Genomic DNA, 16,774 nt, shown 5'->3' with positions numbered 1-16,774 from the left:
ATGCGCAACCTGATCCTCGGTGGTGCCCGCTCGGGCAAGAGCCGCCTGGCCGAGCAACTGGCCGTGGCCAGTGGATTGCCGGTCACCTATATCGCCACCAGCGAGCCGCTGGACGGCGAGATGAATGAACGCGTGCGCCTGCACCGCGAGCGCCGGCCCTCTGACTGGGGGCTGATCGAAGAGCCTCTGGCCCTGGCCCGCGTGCTGCGCGCCGAAGCAGATGAAGGGCGCTGCCTGCTGGTGGATTGCCTGACCCTGTGGCTGACCAATCTGCTGATGCTCGATGACCCGCAGCGCCTGGTCGAGGAGCGTGACGCGCTGCTCGACTGCCTGGCCAGCCTGCCCGGCACGCTGATCCTGGTCAGCAACGAAACCGGCCTGGGCGTGGTGCCCATGGGCGAGCTGACCCGCCGTTACGTCGACCTGGCCGGCTGGCTGCACCAGGCCGTGGCCGAACGCTGTGAGCGCGTGGTGCTCACGGTTGCCGGCCTTCCTCTCATGCTCAAAGGACCTGCTCTATGAACACCTCCTGGTGGCTCGATGCCTGCCAACCCCTCGACAACGATGCCATGGAGCAGGCGCGCACCCGTCAGCAGCAACTGACCAAACCCGCCGGATCGCTGGGCCAACTGGAAGCGCTGGCGATTACCCTGGCCGGCCTGCAAGGCCGCGAGCGTCCGACCCTCGAGCGCGTGGCGATCGGCTTGTTTGCCGGTGACCATGGCGTGGTGGAGGAGGGTATCTCCGCCTATCCCCAGGCTGTGACTGGCCAGATGTTGCGCAATTTCGTCGGCGGTGGGGCGGCGATCAGTGTGTTGGCGCGTCAATTGGAGGCGACGCTGGACGTGGTCGACCTGGGGACCATCGACCCGGAACTGCAATTGCCGGGCGTGCATCACCTGCGCCTTGGCGCCGGCACTGCCAACTTCGCCCGCCAGCCGGCGATGACCGACGCGCAACTGCGCGCCGCGCTCGCGGCCGGGCGCGACAGTGCCTTGCGCGCCGCAGGCCAGGGCGCACAGCTGTTCATCGGTGGCGAGATGGGGATTGGCAACACTACGGCAGCGGCAGCCCTGGCCAGCGCATTGCTGGGGTGCCCGGCCGATGCCCTGAGCGGCCCGGGTACTGGGCTCGACAGTGCTGGGGTGCGGCACAAGGCCGAGGTGATCGAGCGAGCCTTGGCACTGCATGGCCTGCAGGACGGTGACCCGCTGCGGGCATTGGCCTGCGTCGGTGGTTTCGAGATCGCCGCGCTGGCGGGTGCATACCTGGCCTGCGCGCAGAGTGGGATCGCGGTGCTGGTCGACGGCTTCATCTGCAGCGTCGCGGCCTTGGTTGCCGTGCGCCTCAATCCGCAGTGTCGCCAGTGGCTGCTGTTCGCCCACCAGGGCGCCGAGCCTGGACATCGTGCCTTGCTCGAGGCGCTGCAGGCAGAACCGTTGCTGGCCCTCGGGTTGCGCCTGGGCGAGGGCAGTGGTGCTGCGCTGGCGGTGCCGCTGATGCGCCTGGCCTGCGCCCTGCACGGGCAGATGGCGACCTTCGCCGAAGCGGCGGTGACGGATCGTCCGGCATGATCCTCGATCTGCTGCGTCATGGTGAGACCGAACTGGGCGGCGGCTTGCGCGGCAGCCTGGACGACGCCCTGACCGCGCAAGGCTGGGCGCAGATGCGCGCGGCTGTCGCGGTGGGTGGGCCTTGGGATGTGCTGGTCAGTTCGCCGTTGCAGCGTTGCGCACGTTTCGCCGACGAACTGGGCGCAAGTCTCCAACTGCCGGTGCAACTTGAAGCGGGTGTGCGCGAGCTGCACTTTGGCGAGTGGGAAGGACGCAGCGCGGCGCAGATCATGCAGACCGAAGCGGACGCGTTGGGGCGTTTCTGGGCCGACCCCTACGCCTTCACGCCGCCTGCGGGCGAGCCGGTGGCCGATTTCGCCGAGCGTGTGCTGACAGCGGTCGAAACCCTGGCCCGGCAACACTCCGGCAAGCGCGTGCTGCTGGTGACCCACGGCGGTGTCATGCGCCTGTTGCTGGCCCGCGCCCGTGGATTGCCGCGCGAGCAGTTGCTGCAGGTCGAGGTGCGGCACGCTGCGCTGATGCGTCTGGCGCTGCAGGCCGACGGCCAGTTGCGCGAGGTGGTTTGATGCTGCCGTTCTGGATTGCCCTGCAGTTTCTCAGCAGCCTGCCGGTAAGCCTGCCGGGCATGCCGGAGCCCCGGCAGATGGGCCGTTCGCTGCTGTTCTACCCGGCTGTCGGGTTGCTGTTCGGCCTGCTGTTGTGGGCTGCCAGCGCGCTGCTGCAGGGGGCCGCGGCACCGTTGCAGGCTGCATTGCTGCTGGCCTTGTGGGTGCTGCTCAGCGGCGCCCTGCACCTGGATGGCCTGGCTGATAGCGCGGACGCCTGGTTGGGTGGCTTCGGCGATCGCGAGCGCACTTTGCAGATCATGAAAGACCCGCGCAGTGGCCCGATTGCCGTGGTCACCCTGGTGCTGGTGCTGCTGCTGAAGTTCTGTGCCCTGTGGGTGCTGGTCGAGCGTGGCGCGGGTGCCTGGCTGGTTCTGGCACCAGTGGTCGGGCGGGCTGCGATGCTCGGTTTGTTCCTCTGTACGCCTTATGTGCGTGCCGGGGGGCTGGGCTCGGCGCTGGCCGAACACCTGCCCAGGCGTGCGGCGGGCTGGGTACTGCTGGGCAGTGCGCTGGCCTGTCTGGTGCTGGGTGGCTGGCTGGCGCTGTGGCTACTGCTGGTGGCAGCGCTGGTCTTTGCGTTCTTGCGGCGGCAGATGTGCCGCCGATTGGGCGGGACCACCGGTGACACTGCGGGTGCACTGCTGGAGTTGCTGGAACTGGGCGTGGTGCTGGGGTTGGCGCTGCTGGGTTGATGATCGCGGACGATCGATCCAGAAATATCCTTCACTCATTGGCGAAGCGTCTTGTTGGTGACGGGGATACGCTCGCTATCCCTTCGCCCTGTCAGGAGTCGCCCCGATGCGTCACTGGATATTCGCCGGCCTGCTGGCGCTGGCACCGCTGCCGGCACTGGCAGCCGACCTGATCGACTTCTGGAACACCCCCCGCCATGGCGGTAACAGCTTCAATCGCCTGCCGCCGGATCAGGCCTACTTCGATGCTCTGAAAGCCTACGGTGCCACCTGGGTGCGGCTTTCCTACGACAAGTGGAGGCCTGCCGGCAGGGACTTCCTTCTGGGAGACGCCGACCACTACGGCGGGCTTGTCGCCGCCGACCTCGCTGAGTTGAAACAGGTGCTGGATCGCGCGCAGCAGGCCGGGCTCAAGGTGGTCATTGCACCGCTCTCGCTGCCTGGCATGCGCTGGTCGCAGAACAACCATGGCCAGTTCGACGACCGGCTGTGGCAGGACAAGCGTTACTGGCAGCAATCCGCTACTTTCTGGCGCGATCTGGCAGAGGCGCTGAAGGATCATCCCGCGGTCGCAGCCTATAACCTGGTCAATGAGCCCGCCCCGGAAAAGCAGGGTGGTCTACCGGAGCATGCCTCGCAAGACCAGATGAAGGCCTGGTATGCGCGACAGCAGGACGGGCCGCGTGATCTGCCGGCACTGTCGGCCAGACTGCTGGCAGCGATCCGGGAAGTGGACGACAAGACCCCGGTGATGGTCGATGCCGGCTGGTATGCGGCGGCCGATGCTTTCGGCTATTGGCCAAGGCCGCTGGCAGATGCGCGTGTCCTGTACAGCGTGCATATGTACGAACCCTACGCTGCCACCAGTGCGCCGAACCTGGCGCGCAAGCGGCCGTTCGAATACCCGGGCAGCGTGCCTTTCGCGGGGCGTGACGAGCACTGGGATGCGGCGCGGGTAGCACAGTATCTGCAACTTCCGCTGCAATGGGCTGAAGCCATGCGAGTCCCGCGTTCACGCCTGGTGGTCGGCGAGTTCGGCTGCATGCGCCGCCTGCCGGGCTGTCATCGCTACCTGGAGGACGTTCTGGAAGTGCTCGTGCGTGAGCGCCTGCACTGGGCTTTCTACAGTTTTCGCGAGGACAGCTGGGATGGCATGGACTATGAGCTGGGTACCGATAAGGTGCCATGGCGCTACTGGAAAGCCATCGATGAAGGAGCGCCCGATCCGCTGGTACGTCATGCCAGCGAGGCATTCGAGCCAATCCGTCGTCGCTTGCAGCCCTGAGCAGGCGCAGAAACTTCTTGCAACATCCAAGGTGCGGGTATATACACGCATTTATGTTGACCAGTGAATGCATCTGCACCCATCTACGTCGTGCCGCCCGTGGGGTGAGCCGACATTACGACGAAGCCTTGGGGGATTTCGGGATCAATGTCGCGCAGTTTTCCTTGTTGCGTCATCTGCAGCGGCTCGACCAGCCGAGTATTACCAGCCTGGCTGAGGCCATGGGCCTGGATCGCAGTACCCTGGGCCGCAACCTGCGTGTGCTGGAAGCTGACGGGCTGGTGACGCTCGGCGAGGGCAGCGACCAGCGCAATCGCCTGGTGTGCCTGACCGAAGCAGGCAAGGCGTGCCTGGCTGCCGCACATCCTGCCTGGGAGCAGGCTCAGCTACAGTTGGTCGAGCATCTTGGCGAGAAGCAGCGCGATGAACTGGTTCGCTTGCTGGAGCGTTTGGCCTGAAATGTGCCCTATAAAGCGGGTATATACCCGCACAAACCTTGCGATGGCTAGGAGACAACAACAATGACTTCTGTTTGGCGAACCAGTGGCTGGGTGCTGCTCGGGGCGGCGCTGATCCTGGCGCTGTCGCTGGGTGTGCGACATGGCTTTGGCCTGTTCCTGGCCCCCATGAGCGCCGATTTTGGCTGGGGGCGTGAAGTCTTCGCCTTCGCCATTGCCCTGCAGAACCTGATCTGGGGCTTGGCCCAGCCGTTCGCCGGCGCGCTGGCCGATCGCCTGGGCGCGGCGCGGGTGGTGATCATTGGCGGCATTCTCTACGCTGCCGGCCTGGTACTGATGGGCATGGCCGATTCGATCTGGTCGTTGTCGCTGAGTGCTGGCTTGCTGATCGGCATCGGGCTGTCCGGTACCTCGTTCTCGGTAATCCTCGGTGTGGTTGGCCGTGCGGTGCCGCCGGAGAAACGCAGCATGGCCATGGGTATTGCCAGCGCGGCGGGATCGTTCGGCCAGTTCGCCATGCTGCCGGGTACGCTTGGGCTGATCCAGTGGCTGGGCTGGTCGGCAGCGTTGCTGGTGTTGGGTTTGATGGTGGCGCTGATCGTGCCTTTCGTCGGGCTGCTGCGTGATCGGCCGCTACCCAGTCAAGGCGACGAGCAGACGCTGGGCCAGGCACTGCGCGAGGCGTGCTCGCACTCCGGTTTCTGGTTGCTGGCCCTGGGCTTTTTCGTCTGTGGCTTCCAGGTGGTGTTCATCGGTGTGCACCTGCCGGCCTATCTGGTCGACCAGCACTTGCCGGCGACCATCGGTACCACGGTGCTGGCACTGGTCGGGTTGTTCAACATTGTCGGCACCTACACCGCCGGCTGGCTGGGGGGGCGCATGTCCAAGCCGCGTCTGCTGACCAGCCTGTACCTGCTGCGGGCGGTGGTGATCGTGCTGTTCCTGTGGGCACCGGTGACCGAATTCAGCGCCTACCTGTTCGGCATCGCCATGGGCCTGTTGTGGTTGTCGACGGTGCCGCTGACCAACGGCACGGTGGCGACCCTGTTCGGGGTGCGTAACCTGTCGATGCTGGGGGGCATCGTGTTCCTGTTCCACCAGCTTGGCGCCTTCCTCGGTGGCTGGCTGGGCGGGGTGGTCTATGACCGCACGGGCAGCTATGACCTGGTCTGGCAGATCTCCATTCTGCTCAGCCTGCTGGCGGCGGCCCTCAATTGGCCGGTGCGCGAACGTCCGGTTGCGCGTCTGCAGGCCAAGGCGGCATGAACCGCTCCTGGCTGCGCGGGCTGCTGGTGGCGGGTGCGCTGCTGGTGCTGGCGCTCGCCTGGTGGGGCTGGCATCAGGGCGGATTGGCATTGATGCAGCTGGGCATGGGCGTTTGTTAAGCGCTACCCTGCAAGGAGTTGTCTTGTAGGAGATTGGGAACATGCTTACGCGTTGGCTTGCAGTACCCTTGCTCGCTTTGGCGGCCACTTCCTCCAGTTGGGCCGCCGGTTGTCCGGCGCTGCTGCAAGGCAGCCTGCCGGAGCTACGCGGCAAGGGCCAGGTCGATCTGTGCCAGCGCTACGCTGGCAAGCCGCTGGTGGTGATCAATACCGCCAGCTACTGCGGCTTCGCGCCGCAGTTCGAGGGGCTGGAGGCTGCCTACAAGGAGTATCACGAGCAGGGGCTGGAAATGCTCGGCGTGCCCTCCAACGACTTCAAGCAGGAAGATGCCGACAGCGAGAAGACCGCCAAGGTCTGCTACGCCAACTACGGTGTCACCTTCACCATGACCAAGACTCAGCCGGTGCGTGGCAAGGATGCGATTCCGCTGTTCGTCGAACTGGCACAGCAGAGCAGCGCACCCAAGTGGAATTTCTACAAATATGTGGTGAACCGGCGAGGCGAAGTGATCGGCAATTTCTCCAGCCTGACCAAGCCGGATGATCCGGCGTTCCGGGCGGCCATCGAGAAGGCCATTGCTTCGCAGCCCTGATGCCGTGCTGTCTCATGCGGGCGATCAGTGCGGGTGCACGGTGATGGCCACCAGGCGCATCACCACGGGCCGTACCATCAGCACGCAGACGAACGCCACCGGCATCGCCAGTTGGTAGGCCTGGAGCACTTTGCGCAAGTAGTCCTGGTCGATGCCGGTCGTGGCAGCGGTGATCACGAAGCACATCAGCATCGCCATGATCGCCGACATGTAGAACGCGAAGACATAGGGTGTGGCACTGGCGCGGAGCTTGCGACGGCGTGGCTGGGGCAAAGGGGTCATGAGGGCGCCTCTCGGTTGGACATGAGAAGCGCAGGTTAACAATGGTCAGTTGTGCGCTGTAGACCAGCCGGGTTGAGTTCTTTATAAAGAGATTCTTACGAATCCCAAGAGCCCAGCCATGGATCTGCTCAATGCCATCCGCAGTTTCATCAAGGTCGTCGAGGCCGGCAGCATTGCCGGTGCTGCGCGCACACTGGGCCTGAGTGCGGCAGCGGTCAGCCAGAACCTGGCGCGCCTGGAGGCGCACCTGCAGGTCCGCCTGCTGTCGCGCAGCACGCGCAGCATGGCGCTCACGCCTGCTGGCAGCCAGTATTACAGCCGGGTCAAGCATGTGGAACGTGACCTGATCCTGGCCGAACAGGAGGTCACCACTCCCGATACCGAGCCGCAGGGGCGCTTGTGCATTGCCGCCTCATCGGCATTCGGGCGCCGCATCCTGGCGCCCCTGATTCCTGCCTTCAGTGCACGTTATCCGCTGCTTTCGATAGAAATGGTTGCGAGTGATCGCCGGGTCAGTCATGCCCGCGAAGATGTCGATGTCAGTCTGCGTATCACGCCGCAGCTGGAAGATCATCTGCTGGCGCGACATATCGCCCGGATTCCGTTCATCTGTTGCGCCTCGCCGGGATATCTGGCCAGGGCTGGCCGACCGACCACGCCCGAGGCGCTGCGTGATCATCGCTGCCTGGTGTTGCGTTATCCGGTCGATGGTCGCCTGCTGCGCTGGGGCTTCGTGCGTGATGGCATGCGCTTCGAGGCGGAGTTCGACAATGTGTTGATCAGCGACGACATCGAGGCCCTGGCGGAAATGGCGCTCAACGATGGTGGGGTGACGCGCCTGGCCGAGTTCCTTGTGCGTCCGCACCTGGACAGCGGTCAGTTGGTGCCGTTGTTCGACTCTGCCCAACCCGGCGAGGCCTATGCGCAGACCGAACCGATGGATGTGTTCCTGTGCGTGGCCGATCGCTTTGCCATGACCACCAAAGTGCGGGTATTCATGGAGTACCTGCAGGCGAGCCTTGGCGAGCATTGGCGCGTGCAGGCATGAAAAAACCGCCACGAAGGCGGTTTTTCATGCAGCCTGAACCCACTCAGAAGCGGTAGGTGAGCGACGCTCCGATGCCGTGAGCGCTGTTCTCGTACTTGGCCTGGTAGGTACCTTTGGTGGCGCTGGCCAGGTTCACCTTGGTGTCCTCTTCCCACAGGTAGGAGTAGGCCACGTCGATGGTCACGTCGTCGGTCGGGCTATAGCCGGCACCCAGGCTGAAGATCTTGCGATCGCCAGTAGGGATGCGCGGAGAGCGGTCGTGGTTGTTGGTTGGCGACTGGTCGACGGTGAAGCCGGTGCGCAGGGTCCACTCCTTGTTCACCTTGTACGAGGCACCGATGGCGTGAGCCCAGGTGTCGTGCCAGTTCTGCTCTTCGCTGATGGTGCCGAACTGGCCGGCCAGCGGTGCAGGGACGTCGTTGGTGACGGTGATGTCCTTCAAACGGCTCCAACGGGTCCAGGTGCTGCCTGCGTACAGGGTCCACTGGTCGTCGAGTTCGTGGGTGACCGAGAAGTCCACCGACTCGGGCGTCTTGATCTTCAGGTCGGCGTCGAATTTGCTGCCGCTGAACGGGCCGATCAACGCGTTGTTGATCTTGGTCTTGCCTTCGAGCTTGTAGTCGACCATCGAATGGTAGGTCAGGCCGAGGCGGGTGCGGTCGGTGGCCTGGACCAGGATACCGATGTTGTAGCCAACGGCGGTGTCATCACCCTTGATCTTCACTTCGCCATCGTTGCGGCCAGGGGAGCGCGGGTTGATGGTGCTCGAACCCAGCTCGCCCTTGATGCGGTTGATGGTCGGGCCGAAACCGATCGACACCTTGTCGTTGAAGGCGTAGCTGACGGTCGGCTGGAAGGTGACCACTTCGACGTGGCTCTTCTTGCCCCAGTAGCGTGCCGCGTGGTTGCTGCCGTAGTCGGTGACCAGGCCGAAGGGCACGTAGACGCCGAAGCCCAGGCTCCAGTGATCGTCGATTGGCTTGACATAGTAGCCCATGGGCACGCCTACGAACGGCACCATGTCACCGTCCATTTTCCCGCCCAGGTTGCTGCCGCGGCCGGAAATGTCGGTCTTGGCGATGACGGCTGCGCCGCCTACGGTGATTTGTTCGCGCTTGAGGCGCGACATGCCGGCAGGGTTTCCGTAAATGGTGCTGGCATCGTCGGCAGAGGAAGAACGACCCGCAAAACCTGTCCCCATGCCACTGACGCTCTGTTCGTTGAGGGCGAAGCCGCTGGCGAACAGTTGGCTGGAAGCGAGCGCGATAGCGACGCCGAGAGAGGTTTTGAGCATGACTGTTTTCATTATTAGAACTCCTTGGGATCTCCGGGGCGAAAAGCTACCAACAAATCACGCACTACGCCATAGCCTGTATCGGCGGAGATAGAGCGGTTTTGTAGGACAATCCGACCAAAATTCCCTTTTTTCCGGTTTGCTTGTAGGACGGTTCTTAAGATGCCTGGGACATTATCGGATTTACCCAGCAGTGCCAGGCCTGCGTGAAGTCGCGCAGGCGTCCCTGGGGGTGGAATGTCTGTCGCCAGATTCGTGCGAGCCCTAGAAGATCGTCGGGGGCGGGTAGAGGCGTGGCTTGCTCTTCGATGAGCATCCATGCGATGGCAGTGGCATAGCGCAGGTTGACGGTCAGTTCCAAGTGCGGGCCGCCAAGGAAGGCATGCTGACTGGCAAGCCCGCGTATCAGGCTCGCCAGCTCGGGATCGCGTGCCAGGTAATCGTCCCAGAGCGTTTGATGGCGCGTCTCGCCGATCCTGTACAAGCCGTGACCGCGACGGTCATGCAGGGCTGCTCCAAGGCTGGACTGGCTAGCTGCGACGCCCAGCAGCAAGGCTTCGGCGCTCGCGCTATGGCGATCCAGGTAGATCAGCGTGGGGCGGATCACATATTGATTCAACTCGTTCGCAGCGATACCCATGATGCCCTCGAACTGTCAGGGGCCGACGGGCGCTGGAGCTTGGCAGCTAATGGATGATCAGGCCCGCCGGAAGCGGCTCGCACCGCTCGAGTTGAAGTGTAGTGTGATAATCATGGTGTAAAGGGCTGTTTTTAAATCGATTGCTGCCGCAGCGCCTCTGCCATATGCCTTGTGGCAATTAAGCAAAGAGCGTTTCGGGCAGCAATCAAGGGCGGTCATTCATGGGGTGAATCCTCACCCATTCATTCATGCGACCAACGACTGGCGGGTGCGATCGATCACTGCCTGCAGCGGCTCTGCGTGGGTGTATTGCTCTGGATACAGGCGCTCGGTGTGGCAGGCCACGCCGTGTTCGTCGACCAGGGTGAAGCTGAAGCTGCCCTTGCGAGGGGCAACGATGAGGCACTTCAGTGGGGCGAAGGCCTGAGAAAGCGTGCCGAAGGCGCGCTGGATCTGATGGTGATTAGTCATTTTTTTAGATTTCCTGCTCAAGACACGGGATTCGATCCGTGCACAATAGAAACGTTCCGGTGACGCCTTTATTAAGGGAGGCGAAAAACCTGACCGGAACAGAGCAGCCAGAGGTAGCGCAAGCACAAGTAAGGCGCCGGGCTGACTGGTAGGTACTTCGGAAGGCGGGCAGCATCCCACGGACCAGGTTCGAGGCCACTGGGTGAAGATCCCGATCAATCTGTCATTAGGTGATTCGTGCTGGAGCGGCTGTTGCCGTCGAGGGAATCATCGAGTGGGCCGGTCCTGGTTTCAGCGGTGCTACCCGGGGAGGGTGGCCATTCGCAAGGACGTTGCGGCCAGAATTGACGTTCAGCTTGGTACTAACGGCGGCCACACTACTGGAAGGTTTGCGGCATGGCAAGCGTTTTTTGATTTTTCTTCAGCGAAGCCGATCATTATCTCTGTTTGCAGGTCATCTGTGAAGAAGTGAATTGCGGCGAAACGGCGCTGTTTTCCCGCCGTGGTGCAAGCCCGCGCACTTTGTTGGCGCACTTGTGCACACTTGGAGCATGACTTGTAACTGTTCTGCAACGTCTTCGCCGGGCGCCGCCAATGACTTGACTGAGCCCTTAAGTCAATGAAAAAAAACACTTATTTAGGCTGGTGAAAAAATCGTCAGTTTGACTGTAAGCCCCATTCCACAGGGGTTTGCGGGCGCCAAGGGGGGGTTGTCCACCGAGTTATCCACAGGTTCTGTGGATTGTCCCTAGGGCTTGCTCTAGGACGGGCGTGCCAGCTGTTTTGGGAAGGGTCTGACACCTAGCCATGGAAAATACTTACCGCCTTTCTCTGGGGTGAAAACGTCAAGAAAAGAACCATGAAATATTTTTTTCCGACGCCCCAACGTTGCCCCGGGCCTTTGTCAAAAAAATCGAGTAGAGTGGCGCGCCTCTCGAATCACCATCGCTGTTGTCATGAAGTTTCGTGGTAAATCCCCCGCCGGTTCCCCCGCCATTGCGCCGTTGGTTTCTCCCAAGCGCTTTTCCCTGAAAGTGGCCCTGTGGCTGCTCGACAACCCGCGCCTGGCTGACAAGCGCAGCGTCAAGCACCTCGCTGGGCGCATGCTCAAGCAACCCGCCCGGCAGGGCGTGGTGGTAGCGCAGAGTCGCCTGGGGCAGATGCTCTGCCGTGACTGTGGCACTGCGCGGGATCGGCGTATCGGCCATGAGCTGCTGCGCCAGGCCGCCCGCGCCGGTGACAGTCGGGCTCAGCTCGAATATGGCCGGTTGTGCCAGGCGCAGGATCCCGAGCAAGCGCGGTACTGGCTGGAGCTGGCGGCGGGACAGGGTTCGCAGGAGGCGCGGCGGCTGCTTGGCCTGCTGCCTTCGGTGCAATAGCACCGGCAAAAAACCTGTAAGCTGCGCACAATCTAAGCGTTGACCGGAGCAAGCATGGCAGTGGACCTGGCCAGTATTCTATTGGGCATCGTGGCTGCCGCGGTGCCGTGCCTGGGGTGGGTGTTGCAGGTCCAGCGTCGGCTCGCCGCCCGCCAAACCGAAACCGGCCTGATGCAGGAACGCCTGAGTGCCGCGCAGTTGGCCCAGGCTGGCCTGCAGGCGCAGCTCGAAGCCTGCCGCGACGAGATCAGCGACCTCAGCGAAGCCAACAGCCACAAACAGGCGACGCTTGCCGCGCAGAATCGCGAGCTGGAACTGTTGCAGATCGAGCGCGACAACGCGCGCGATGCCGCCCATGCCTGGAACCTGGAGCGCGCTACCCGCGAAGCCGAACTGCGTCGCCTGGAGGCTCAGGTTGCGCGGCTGGACGCCGAACTGCGCGAGCAGCAGGAAAGCCACGCCCAGCGCCTGGACGACTTGCAGGAAGCCCGCGATACGCTACGTGCCCAGTTCGCCGAGATGGCCACCAAGATTTTCGACGAGCGCGAGCAGCGCTTCGCCCAGACCAGTCAACAGCACCTGGGACAATTGCTCGATCCGCTCAAGGAGCGCATCCAGGCCTTCGAAAAGCGTGTCGAAGAGAGCTACCAGCAGGAGGCCCGCGAGCGCTTCTCGCTGGGCAAGGAGCTTGAGCGCCTGCAGCAACTCAACCTGCGCCTGTCTGATGAGGCCACCAATCTCACTCAGGCGCTCAAGGGCCAGAAGACCCAGGGCAACTGGGGCGAGCTGATTCTCGAGCGGGTACTGGAGCATGCGGGCCTTGAGAAAGGCCGCGAGTACCAGACCCAGGTCAGCCTGAAGAGCGCCGATGGCGAGCGTTTCCAGCCCGATGTGCTGATCATGCTGCCGGGGGACAAGCAAGTGGTGGTCGATGCCAAGGTCAGCCTCACCGCCTACCAACAGTTCGTCTCCGGCAATGACGAGGCGGCGCTCAAACAGCACGTGCAGTCCTTGCGCAGTCACGTCAAAGGCCTCTCCAGCAAGGATTACAGCCGGCTGGATGGCTTGCACAGCCTGGATTTCGTATTGCTGTTCGTACCCATCGAAGCGGCCTTCTCGGCAGCGCTGCAAGCGGAGCCGGGCCTGTTCCAGGAAGCCTTCGACCGACAGATCGTCATTGTCAGCCCCACCACCTTGCTCGCGACCCTGAGGGTCATCGACAGCCTGTGGAAGCAGGAGCGTCAGGGCCAGAACGCCCGCGAGATCGCCGAGCGTGCGGGTTGGCTGTACGACAAGTTCGTGCTGTTCATCCAGGACCTGGACGAGCTCGGTGCGCGCCTGCAGCAGGTCGACAAGGCCTACGCCGCAGCGCGCAACAAACTGTGCGAAGGGCGCGGCAATCTGATCAGCCGCAGCGAGCAGCTCAAGCTGCTGGGCGCGCGCGCCAGCAAGAGCTTGCCTGCCGACCTGCTGGAGCGGGCGCTGTCGGATGAGGCGCTGGCCGATGCGACGCTTACTGAACCAGGCTCAGATGCCGATTGAGCAACGCACGCAGGGCGGCGGGCTTGACCGGCTTGGCCAGGTAGTCCAGCCCTGCAGCATGCACCTGGGCGATGGTTTCGTTGCGCCCGTCGGCACTGATCACCACGCCTGGAACGGGTTCGCCCAGGCGCGTGCGTAGCCAGGCCATCAGGCCAGTACCGGTTTCGCCGTCGTCCAGGTGGTAGTCCACCAGCGCCAGGTGCGGGCGCATGCCCTTCAATAGCAGCGCCTCGCACTCGGCCTGGTTGCGTGCGGTCCAGACCTGGCAGCCCCAACGCCCGAGCAGGCTGTTCATGCCGATCAGGATGCTGTCTTCGTTGTCCACGCACAGCACCTGCAGCCCGGCGAGCGGTTGCCCGCCCGGTTCCGCGGGCGCTGCGGGCGCTGCGACGGGATGCCTGGCGATCGGCACGCTGACCCGGAACACGCTGCCCTTGCCTGGCCACGAGCGCACTTCCAGGCGATGCCCGAGCACCCGGCACAGGCCATCGGCGATTGCCAGGCCCAGGCCCAGGCCTTTTTCGGCGCGGGTCTGATGGCTGTCCAGGCGTTTGAACTCCTGGAAGATCACCTGCAGTTTGTCGTCGGCAATGCCCGGACCGCGATCCCAGACTTCCAGCCAAAGGTGCTCGCCTTCGCGTCGAGCGCCCAGCAGGATCGGGCTCTTGCCGTAACGCAGGGCGTTGGTGAGGAAGTTCTGCAGCACCCGGCGCAACAGTTTCATGTCGCTGGCGACTTGCAGCCGGCTGCCGCGCAGGCGGAATTCCAGGCCTTTCTCGGCCGCCAGTACCTTGAACTCGGCGCCCAGGGTGTCGAACAGTTCGTTGAGCGCGAAGGGTTTGATGTCGGGGGTGACCTTCCCGTTCTCCAGGCGCGAGATGTCCAGCAGGTCGCTGATCAATTCCTCTGCCGAGCGCAGCGAGCTGTCCATGTGCTGCACCAGCTGCTGGGCCTCTTCACTCAGGCCCTCGGCCTGTTGTGACAGGGCGGCGGAGAACAGCCGCGCGGCATTCAGCGGTTGCATCAGGTCGTGGCTGACGGCAGCGAGGAAGCGGGTCTTGGACTGGCTGACCGCCTCGGCATGGCTCTTGGCTTCCGACAACGCCTGGTTCAGTTGCGACAGCTCGTGGGTGCGTTCGGCCACGCGCTGCTCCAGGCCCTCGTTGGCGTCCTTGAGCGCCTGTTCGGCTTCGCGGAACGGGGTGATGTCGGTAAAGCTCATGACGAAGCCACCGCCGGGCATGGGGTTGCCGATCAGTTCGATCACCCGCCCGTTGGGGAACAACCGTTCCGAGGTGTGCGCCCGGCCCTGGCGCATCCAGTGCAGGCGCCTCGCCACGTGCACCTGCGCCTCGCCCGGGCCGCACAGGCCGCGCTCGGCGTTGTAGCGGATGATGTCGGCGATCGGTCGGCCGACACTGATCAGCCCGTCGGGGTAATTGAACAGTTCGAGATATCGACGGTTCCAGGCCACCAGATGCAGGTTCTGGTCGACCACACTGATGCCCTGGTTGATGTTCTCGATGGCGCCTTGCAGCAGGGCGCGGTTGAATTGCAAAACCTCGCTGGCTTCGTCGGCGATACGCACCACGTCTTCGAGCTGCATGTCGCGGCCTTCGATGGCGGCCTTGACCACCGCACGGGTGGAGGAGGTGCCGAGCACGCCAGCGAGCAGACGCTCGGTGTGTTCGATCCAGTCGCCGTCGGCGTTCTGGTTGGGGTTGAAGCCCTTGCCCTGGCGGTAGGCGAAGCGGATGAAGCTCTGCCGCGCGCGTTCCTCGCCGACGAAACGCGCGGCAAGGTTGAGCAGATCGTCGATCTGCACGGCCAGCAGGGGGCGGCTGCTGGGGCGGGCGCTGGTTTGCTGGCCGATGAAGCGCCCGGCCTGCCAGTGCTCGGAAACCCGGGTGCGCGACAGAATCGAGACCCAGGCAAAGAGCATGAAGTTGCCCGCCAGCGACAGCACCACCCCTTGTGTCAGCGGGGTGATCGGCAGGTCCAACGGGTTGCCGTGCAGCCAGGCAAGGCCGGGGAACAACTGCAGTGACCAGCCCAGGCTATGGGCGGCGATCGGCAGCACCAGGGTGTAGAACCACAGGAAGATGCCCGCAGCGAGGCCGGCGAACACGCCGCGGCGGTTGGCCTGCTTCCAGTACAGGGCGCCGAGCATCGCCGGGGTCAGCTGGGTGACTGCGGCGAAGGCGATCTGGCCGATGGTCGCAAGGCTGGTGGTGGAACCGAGCAGGCGATAGCTCACGTAGGCCAGCAGCAGGATGACCACGATGGTCACCCGGCGCACCGAGAGCATCCAGTGACGGAACGCCTCGAACGGGCGCTCGGCGTTGGTGCGTCGCAGCAGCCAGGGCAGCAGCATGTCGTTGGACACCATGGTCGACAGCGCCACCGCCTCGACGATCACCATGCCGGTAGCGGCCGAAGCGCCGCCGATGAAAGCCAGCAGGGCCAGGCTCGGGTGGGCTTCGGCCAGCGGCAGGCTGATGACGAAGGAGTCGGAAATCACCGTGCCCGGCAGCAGCATCTGCCCGGCCAGGGCGATCGGCACCACGAACAGTGCCGCCAGCACCAGGTACAGCGGGAACACCCAGCGGGCCAGGCGCATGTCCTGAGGCTCGATGTTCTCGACCACGGTGACGTGGAACTGCCGCGGCAGGCAGATGATCGCCATCATCGCCACGGCGGTCTGCACCACCATCGATGGCCAGTTGATCGTCTCCTGCCAATAGCTTTCCAGGTGGATCGACTGGCGCGCCTGGCTGAACAGGTCGTCGAAGCCGTCATACAGGTTGAACACCACGAAGGCGCCCACGGCAAGAAACGCCAGCAGCTTGATCAGGGACTCGAAGGCGATCGCCAGCACCATGCCGCGATGGTGCTCGGTGACATCCAGGCTGCGCGTGCCGAAGACGATGGCGAACAGCGCCAGCACCAGCGACACCACCAGCGCCGTGTCCTGCACCCGGGTGCCGGTAGCGTCGGGAGTGGCCCCGATCAGCAAGTTGACGCCGAGCACGATGCCCTTGAGCTGCAGGGCGATGTAAGGCAGCACGCCGACCAGACAGATCAGTGCAACCACCACCGCGAGCGTCTGCGACTTGCCGTAGCGGGCGGCAATGAAGTCGGCGATCGAGGTGATGTTCTGCTGCTTGCTGATCAGCACCATCTTCTGCAGCACCCAGGGTGCGAAGATCAGCAGCAGCACCGGGCCCAGGTAGATCGGCAGGAACGCCCAGAGCTGCTCGGCCGCCTGGCCGACGGCGCCGAAGAACGTCCAGCTGGTGCAGTACACCGCCAGCGACAGGCTGTACACCCAGGCGCGCAGGCGCGGCGGCAACGGCGTGCTGCGACGGTCGCCGTAGAAGGCGATGGCGAACATGACGGCCATATAGGCCAGGGCGACCACGGCGATCAGCCCGCTGGACAACGACATGCAAACTCCGGAGCAAAAATGAAAACGCGGTCCCGATCAATCAGTCTGGCACGCGGGCGCGGGTTCGTCAGCGCA

Annotated in this window: 17 protein-coding genes; 12 read left to right on the top strand and 5 right to left on the bottom strand. The window is 63.9% G+C overall.

The window, feature by feature from the left end:
- The 9 genes from cobU to ACMGGG_RS17365 all read left to right on the top strand — a co-directional run bounded on the left by cobU (nt 1) and on the right by ACMGGG_RS17365 (nt 6,595).
- Nucleotides 1-522 (top strand): bifunctional adenosylcobinamide kinase/adenosylcobinamide-phosphate guanylyltransferase, encoded by a 522-nt coding sequence (cobU, locus tag ACMGGG_RS17405; RefSeq protein WP_414154128.1) that lies wholly within the window; start codon nt 1-3, stop codon nt 520-522.
- Nucleotides 519-1,574, top strand: a complete 1,056-nt coding sequence (cobT, locus tag ACMGGG_RS17400; RefSeq protein ID WP_414154127.1) for a nicotinate-nucleotide--dimethylbenzimidazole phosphoribosyltransferase — start codon at nt 519-521, stop codon at nt 1,572-1,574. Before cobU ends, cobT begins: the two co-directional genes overlap by 4 nt.
- The gene (cobC, locus tag ACMGGG_RS17395) at nt 1,571-2,140 is read left to right on the top strand and encodes an alpha-ribazole phosphatase family protein (protein ID WP_112898973.1); all 570 of its coding nucleotides are present in this window, start codon (nt 1,571-1,573) and stop codon (nt 2,138-2,140) included. The genes cobT and cobC overlap by 4 nt, the downstream gene beginning before the upstream one ends.
- Nucleotides 2,140-2,874, top strand: coding sequence for an adenosylcobinamide-GDP ribazoletransferase (locus ACMGGG_RS17390; RefSeq protein ID WP_112898972.1), 735 nt, complete (start codon nt 2,140-2,142; stop codon nt 2,872-2,874). The genes cobC and ACMGGG_RS17390 overlap by 1 nt, the downstream gene beginning before the upstream one ends.
- 106 nt (nt 2,875-2,980) lie before the next feature.
- Complete coding sequence (locus tag ACMGGG_RS17385; protein WP_414154126.1) at nt 2,981-4,159, top strand: glycoside hydrolase family 5 protein; 1,179 nt, start codon at nt 2,981-2,983, stop codon at nt 4,157-4,159.
- A 53-nt stretch (nt 4,160-4,212) separates the two neighbouring features.
- On the top strand, nt 4,213-4,617 hold the full coding sequence (locus tag ACMGGG_RS17380; protein ID WP_414154125.1) for a MarR family winged helix-turn-helix transcriptional regulator: 405 nt from the start codon (nt 4,213-4,215) through the stop codon (nt 4,615-4,617).
- A 63-nt stretch (nt 4,618-4,680) separates the two neighbouring features.
- Complete coding sequence (locus ACMGGG_RS17375; RefSeq protein WP_414154124.1) at nt 4,681-5,883, top strand: MFS transporter; 1,203 nt, start codon at nt 4,681-4,683, stop codon at nt 5,881-5,883.
- Nucleotides 5,880-6,002, top strand: coding sequence for a hypothetical protein (locus ACMGGG_RS17370; protein ID WP_256673900.1), 123 nt, complete (start codon nt 5,880-5,882; stop codon nt 6,000-6,002). The genes ACMGGG_RS17375 and ACMGGG_RS17370 overlap by 4 nt, the downstream gene beginning before the upstream one ends.
- 41 nt (nt 6,003-6,043) lie before the next feature.
- Entirely contained in the window at nt 6,044-6,595 is a 552-nt protein-coding gene (locus ACMGGG_RS17365; protein WP_063545841.1) for a glutathione peroxidase, read from the top strand.
- Nucleotides 6,596-6,619: 24 nt separating this feature from the next.
- Here ACMGGG_RS17365 and ACMGGG_RS17360 read toward each other — a convergent pair whose 3' ends face one another.
- Nucleotides 6,620-6,877, bottom strand: a complete 258-nt coding sequence (locus ACMGGG_RS17360; RefSeq protein ID WP_063545840.1) for a DUF2798 domain-containing protein — start codon at nt 6,875-6,877, stop codon at nt 6,620-6,622.
- A 118-nt stretch (nt 6,878-6,995) separates the two neighbouring features.
- On the opposite strand from ACMGGG_RS17360, the gene ACMGGG_RS17355 reads away from it, so the two are divergent.
- Complete coding sequence (locus ACMGGG_RS17355) at nt 6,996-7,925, top strand: LysR family transcriptional regulator (protein ID WP_054890936.1); 930 nt, start codon at nt 6,996-6,998, stop codon at nt 7,923-7,925.
- A 43-nt stretch (nt 7,926-7,968) separates the two neighbouring features.
- Here the strand turns inward: ACMGGG_RS17355 and ACMGGG_RS17350 are convergent, their stop codons facing one another.
- The 3 genes from ACMGGG_RS17350 to ACMGGG_RS17340 form a co-directional block, all read right to left on the bottom strand.
- Complete coding sequence (locus ACMGGG_RS17350) at nt 7,969-9,231, bottom strand: OmpP1/FadL family transporter (protein ID WP_063545839.1); 1,263 nt, start codon at nt 9,229-9,231, stop codon at nt 7,969-7,971.
- A 145-nt stretch (nt 9,232-9,376) separates the two neighbouring features.
- The gene (locus tag ACMGGG_RS17345; RefSeq protein WP_063545838.1) at nt 9,377-9,859 is read right to left on the bottom strand and encodes a hypothetical protein; all 483 of its coding nucleotides are present in this window, start codon (nt 9,857-9,859) and stop codon (nt 9,377-9,379) included.
- A 246-nt stretch (nt 9,860-10,105) separates the two neighbouring features.
- Nucleotides 10,106-10,330, bottom strand: coding sequence for a hypothetical protein (locus tag ACMGGG_RS17340; protein ID WP_054890933.1), 225 nt, complete (start codon nt 10,328-10,330; stop codon nt 10,106-10,108).
- 956 nt (nt 10,331-11,286) lie between these two features.
- On the opposite strand from ACMGGG_RS17340, the gene ACMGGG_RS17335 reads away from it, so the two are divergent.
- Together ACMGGG_RS17335 and rmuC are read left to right on the top strand one after the other, a co-directional pair.
- Entirely contained in the window at nt 11,287-11,709 is a 423-nt protein-coding gene (locus ACMGGG_RS17335) for a tetratricopeptide repeat protein (protein WP_054890932.1), read from the top strand.
- A gap of 168 nt (nt 11,710-11,877) precedes the next feature.
- Nucleotides 11,878-13,251, top strand: a complete 1,374-nt coding sequence (rmuC, locus tag ACMGGG_RS17330) for a DNA recombination protein RmuC (protein WP_177339363.1) — start codon at nt 11,878-11,880, stop codon at nt 13,249-13,251.
- Here the strand turns inward: rmuC and ACMGGG_RS17325 are convergent.
- Nucleotides 13,223-16,699, bottom strand: a complete 3,477-nt coding sequence (locus ACMGGG_RS17325; protein ID WP_414154123.1) for a NahK/ErcS family hybrid sensor histidine kinase/response regulator — start codon at nt 16,697-16,699, stop codon at nt 13,223-13,225. The genes rmuC and ACMGGG_RS17325 overlap by 29 nt on opposite strands.
- Between the last annotated feature and the right edge of the window lie 75 nt (nt 16,700-16,774).

The organism is Pseudomonas sp. BNK-44-b, assembly GCF_047456245.1.
GTDB lineage: Bacteria > Pseudomonadota > Gammaproteobacteria > Pseudomonadales > Pseudomonadaceae > Aquipseudomonas > Aquipseudomonas machongensis.
Note: the sequence above shows the minus strand (reverse complement) of the source record. Positions and strands in the feature narration are given on the sequence as shown.